Below are 5,216 nucleotides of genomic sequence, written 5' to 3' on the forward strand. Positions count from 1 at the left end.
GAGGGTTGAGAGAAGGCTATAATGCTGTTCACGAAGGCATTATTTCTCAACTAGACATAGGGTATATAACCCTTCTCAAAACTTTTTCAACAAGCGATCGCTCACCAGCCTCCTAACAGTCAAATCAGCGATCGCACTATCGTCCAGATAGTGCGATTCAGTCAATTCTATTGTTGACAAAAAATCGATTTCCTGAGATATTTGGTTTATAGTGGAAAAATAGGTTCGCCTATAATATGTCACTTCAACTCATATCATAGGACTAAGCGAGTCGTCATAGATTTTTCCCAGGCAACTCTTTTGGAGTCAGGGCTTCAGCCCTGGCCTTAGAGCGATTGAAGGCACATGAGCTTACTAAGCGATCGCACTTGAAGCGTAGAACTCATCAACAGACAAATAGACTCTTTATTGAGGTTCAATTTATTGGTAAGGCGAGGGTTTTTGGTGGGGATAGTGTAGGAAGGTTAGGCAATCTCTTCCGGCGCTTGCATCTATAGTGTATGGAAAGGAGAAGTAGGTTGAAAGGTGCGATCGCATATTTGAATCCCAGACTGGCCAATTTTATATTGAAAAAAGTCAAATTCACATTGGCAGTACCTTATGATTACGCTTCTGTTGAAGGAAAGTGAGCAGTAATAGATACTTCTCAAGAGTGAGTTAATCTCACGATAAGTCGCTATAGTTCTCTATGAAGAAATAGATTTTTAGGCACAAAATTCTTATCTGATGCCAAGCTCAACCACAACAAGTATAAAAAACTTTACTTGAGATGAACCTATTAGAATTCGCTCCCAAGATAGAGGAATGGTTATTGCGTGTGGCTCACCTGTTGCAAAACACGGATAGCGCATCGGCAGCGACCAGTGGAGCGTCTCAATTACCTGAGCAGCAAAACTTGCTCATCGAGGCTTCCCAGGAACTTCAGATTGCAATGGAAGAACTGCATGTTGCCCAAACCGAGTTGCTGCAACAGAACCAAGAGTTAATGGTGATTCGCGAGGCTGTGGAAGCAGAACGCCTGCGCTATCAGGAACTGTTTGAATTCGCTCCTGATGGTTATCTAGTTACGGATGTGAATGGAACGATTCAAGAAGCCAACCGTGCTGCCGCCATGATGCTCAATATTGAGTCGCGATTTCTGGTGGGCAAGCCGCTGAGCGTCTTTATTACTCAGCCAGAGCGCCAGCGTTTTTATGCTCTCCTGATTCAGTTGGGTCACATAGACCGCATACAGGAGTGGGAAGTCCGCCTAGAGCCACGCAAAGGTACTCCCTTGGATGCAGCTTTGAGTGTCACCGCTGTCCGCGACAAGGAAGGCAAACGGATTGCGCTACGCTGGTTGCTGCATGACATCACCGATCGCAAGCGGGCGGAGGAGCAACGAAGGCTACTCGCCTATGAGCAAGCTGCTCGGGAAGCAGCTGAGGCTCACGGAAAACGCTCTACCTTCCTAGCTGAGGCTAGCCGTGTGTTGGCTTCCTCTCTCGACTACCAAACGACCCTAGCAAGGGTAGCCCAATTAGCCGTGCCGACCCTAGCGGATTGGTGCTTCATTGACCTCATCGAAAACAATTTGGCAGGCTGCGGTGAGCCAGTCGTGGCGACATCCGAGCCAGTGAACGAAGCGCTGTTACGGCAACTGAGGCGGCGCTATCCGCTGCCTTTCAATGCTGATGCTGAAACAGCGAGGGTTTTACAGACGGGTGAGCCAGAACTGGTGACAGACATTCCCGATTCATTCCTCCTGTCAGTGGCACGGGATGAGGAACATCTGAGTTTGCTACGCCAGTTCAATGCTAAGTCTTACATGGTGGTGCCGCTCACCGCTCGTAAACGCAAGCTGGGCACGATGACATTCGTTTCCTCACAGCCAGAATGTCGCTACAGTAGGGTAGACCTGATGATAGCGGTCGAACTGGCTCAACGGTGTGCGATCGCGATTGACAATGCACGGCTCTACCAAGAGGCTCAGGAAGCAAACCGGATTAAGGACGAGTTCCTCGCCATAGTTTCCCATGAACTCCGCACACCGCTCAATGCCATCCTGGGCTGGGTGAATATACTCCGTAACCGGAAAGTCAATGAGTCGCTCACCACTAGGGCATTAGAAACCATCGAGCGCAATGCTAAGTCCCAGACAAAACTCATTGAAGATATTCTGGATATCTCGCGCATCATCCGGGGCAGCATCCGTTTGAATACCCATCCTGTTCACATAGCGTCATTAATTCATGCCGTGATTGAGAACGTGCGTCCAACTGCTGAACTCAAAGCGATTCAAATTGAGTCTAGCTTTGACCCCTCAGTGAGTCTAGTGATGGGTGATCAGGAACGCTTGCAACAAATCGTCTGGAATCTGCTTTCTAATGCGGTTAAGTTCACGCCTGAAGGGGGATGTGTTGAAGTTCGGCTGGAGCAGGTAAACTCAACCGCTCAAATTGCCGTAAAGGACACAGGTAAGGGGATTAATCCTGCCTTTCTTCCTCTCGTATTTGATCGCTTCCGCCAAGCGGATAGCACAACGACAAGGACACATGGCGGACTCGGACTGGGTTTAGCGATCGTGCGTCAATTGGTAGAAATGCACAACGGGATGGTTTATGCCGCGAGTGAGGGGGAAGGTAAGGGAGCAACATTTATAGTACAGCTGCCTGTGATCGAGGCCGTTCAGGAGGAGGCAACCGAGGAGAACGCATCGGGAGATAAGGCTCCAACCCTTGAGGGCTTACGGGTGTTGGTGGTGGATGACAGTGCCGATACCCTGGATTTGATCGCCTTTATTCTCGAACAGTACAAGGCGCAGGTAACGACAGCCACATCTGTGGATGAAGCCCTCCATGCGATCGCACAAGTGAAACCCGATGTCATAATCAGCGACATTGGTATGCCAGAGCAGGATGGTTATTCGCTGATTCGCCAAGTCAGAACGCTTGAAGGCGATGGGGGAAAGCAGATTCCTGCCGTTGCCCTAACAGCATTCGCTGGAGAGGAAGACCGTACTCTGATTCTCAACTCTGGCTTCCAGATGCACATCCCTAAGCCTGTTGAACCCACTGAGTTAGTGGCGATCGTTGCTAACATGATGGGACGAGACCCAACTATAGATTGGAACTAAAACCCCTGTGATGCAGTACATCGAAAAGCTCATAGATGTGGTAGGTTACCAAAACTGACTTTGCCACACCCGATCATCCTAGCGAATACTGGTAACAGGGTTAACCGCAAGGGCGATCGCATGTTGCAAGCACAGCAAGTATTACAAGAGCGCTATCAACTGCAACAACAATTAGGACGCACTTACATTTATTTTAACCATAATTTTTTGAATTCGAGAGGCAGACATTGAGCTTCAATTATGGTAGATAAAAGTTAAATATTAGGAAAAAAGCTCAAATATAAAAACTGGTAAGTGTTGAAATAGTGCTAAACATCGAGAAGCTCAGTAAGTCTTTCGGCAAACGACAAGTTCTGCAAAATTTGACCTTACATATCCAACCTGGGGAGATTTATGGATTGCTAGGGCCAAATGGGGCTGGTAAAACGACAACGATTAATATTCTCTGTAATTTGCTCACCGCTGATAGTGGGTCGCTCAAAATTAACAATCAGCCCATTTCAGAAGTAACCAAACCACTCATTGGTGTCGCCCCCCAAGAGAATTTACTGTATAAAACCCTCAGCTGTGAGGAAAACTTGAATTTCTATGCTCGGATTTATGGCTTAAAGGCTCAGCAACGCAAGCAACAAGTGCAGGCAAGTCTTAAAGCGGTTAACCTGGCAGACAGAGCAAAAAGCCCTGTAGAAACGTTGAGTGGGGGAATGCAGCGACGGTTAAATATCGCTGTAGCCTTGGTGCATCAGCCCAAGTTAGTCATTTTGGATGAACCCACTACTGGCTTAGATATTGAGGCGCGTTATGAGATTTGGGACTTGATTCGGCGTCTGAAAAATCAGGGAATTACGATTCTGCTCACCACTCACTTATTAGATGAAGCAGAACGTCTTTGTCAAAAAATAGGAATTCTTAAAGGGGGACGAATTATCGCGGAGGGGAGTTTGGAGGAGTTGCGACAACGGATTCCGGCGCAAGAGATTGTAGTGGTACAGACAACCGAAGAGGAAAGAGCGATCGCACGAGCTAAAGAACTTGGCTTCACCCACCGCCGTTATGGCAATGACCTCGCATTCTGGCTACCCCAACAGCTAGAACTACAAGAAATTATCGCTTGCTTCCAGGGCATTTCCCTCGACTCCATTTCTCGTCAGCCGGTGCGATTGGAGCATATTTATGTGGAAGTGACCCAACAAAGTTAGAGAACACGTCAGGTTATGATGCGTCTTCAATGCCCATCACTGAGTCCTCTAACGCCCGTTCAACCTCACCTAATTCTTTTTGAGTGATGAAGTCCAGTTCCCTCGGTTCGTCCGAATTTGCACTTCTCTCGTATTCATCAACCACTTCATTAATGGCCTCTTTATTCAGCACTGGGTCGCTGGAAACATCTGCCACTTCTTGGTTTTGGGGTTTTGATTTATCCTGGCTCATCATTCCACTCATCCGGGCGTTTTTAGGGTTGTCTCAGCATCACTCAAACTCAACAGAACGACATCTATCTGAAGGTGGCTACTGGGTTGAGATTATCCACAAGGGGTACCTCTACGGGATTTATCTGGGTGGGTGTGATACCAAATCCGGCTCTATCACCTCTTTATATCTTTAATTTCCTCCTCTTGTCTTCTCAGAGTCCTCTGTGCCTCTGTGGTTGGTTCTCAAAAAAGAGTATTCACCCTGGAGTCGGTATCATAATCCGTTCTCGCCAGCGTGACCGAGGGAGAGAGGGGCGAGGAAAGCAGCGCATTCATCAGAGTGGCTGTGAGCGATTACCAGCAACTCCTGGTATGTCAGGATTTTGTGTAGGTTTACAATGAGTTGGATGACTCGCCTTTCATCCAGCCTTTGATTCGGTACGTTATGCTTACATTTTTATTAGAAGTCGGTACAGAAGAATTACCCGCAGATTTTGTTGATAGTGCGATCGCGCAGTGGGAGTCGCGCATTCCCCAGTCTCTGGGCGAGCAATTTCTCACCACTGAGGCGATTGAGTTCTACGGAACACCCCGACGCTTAGGTGTACTGATTAAAGGTCTACTACAGCAGCAACCCGATCGCGAAGAAGAAGTGAAAGGGCCACCTGCCAAGGCTGCGTTTAAGGATG

At 47.8% G+C, this 5,216-nt stretch carries 5 protein-coding genes; 4 read left to right on the plus strand and 1 reads right to left on the minus strand.

Annotated features, from left to right (window positions below):
* Positions 1-769: 769 nt before the first annotated feature.
* From V6C93_RS20200 to V6C93_RS20210, 3 genes are all read left to right on the plus strand, one after another.
* On the plus strand, positions 770-3,115 hold the full coding sequence (locus V6C93_RS20200) for a hybrid sensor histidine kinase/response regulator (RefSeq protein ID WP_333478470.1): 2,346 nt from the start codon (positions 770-772) through the stop codon (positions 3,113-3,115).
* Positions 3,116-3,175: 60 nt separating this feature from the next.
* On the plus strand, positions 3,176-3,346 hold the full coding sequence (locus tag V6C93_RS20205; RefSeq protein WP_333478471.1) for a hypothetical protein: 171 nt from the start codon (positions 3,176-3,178) through the stop codon (positions 3,344-3,346).
* Between the two features lie 74 nt (positions 3,347-3,420).
* Positions 3,421-4,314: an ABC transporter ATP-binding protein gene (locus tag V6C93_RS20210; RefSeq protein WP_333478472.1), complete on the plus strand. Its 894-nt coding sequence runs from the start codon at positions 3,421-3,423 to the stop codon at positions 4,312-4,314.
* 13 nt (positions 4,315-4,327) lie between these two features.
* Here V6C93_RS20210 and V6C93_RS20215 read toward each other — a convergent pair whose 3' ends face one another.
* Positions 4,328-4,549, minus strand: a complete 222-nt coding sequence (locus V6C93_RS20215; protein ID WP_333478473.1) for a hypothetical protein — start codon at positions 4,547-4,549, stop codon at positions 4,328-4,330.
* Between the two features lie 423 nt (positions 4,550-4,972).
* Between V6C93_RS20215 and V6C93_RS20220 the strand changes: the two genes are divergently transcribed.
* On the plus strand, positions 4,973-5,216 hold a 244-nt coding region (locus tag V6C93_RS20220; protein WP_333478474.1), incomplete at its 3' end, for a glycine--tRNA ligase subunit beta.

The organism is Allocoleopsis sp. (genome assembly GCF_036703385.1).
GTDB lineage: Bacteria > Cyanobacteriota > Cyanobacteriia > Cyanobacteriales > Coleofasciculaceae > Allocoleopsis.

Coding starts and splice junctions, on each gene's coding strand:
- V6C93_RS20200 (WP_333478470.1), top strand. CDS start 770: ATGAACCTATTAGAATTCGCTCCCAAGATAGAGGAATGGTTATTGCGT.
- V6C93_RS20215 (WP_333478473.1), bottom strand. CDS start 4,549: ATGATGAGCCAGGATAAATCAAAACCCCAAAACCAAGAAGTGGCAGAT.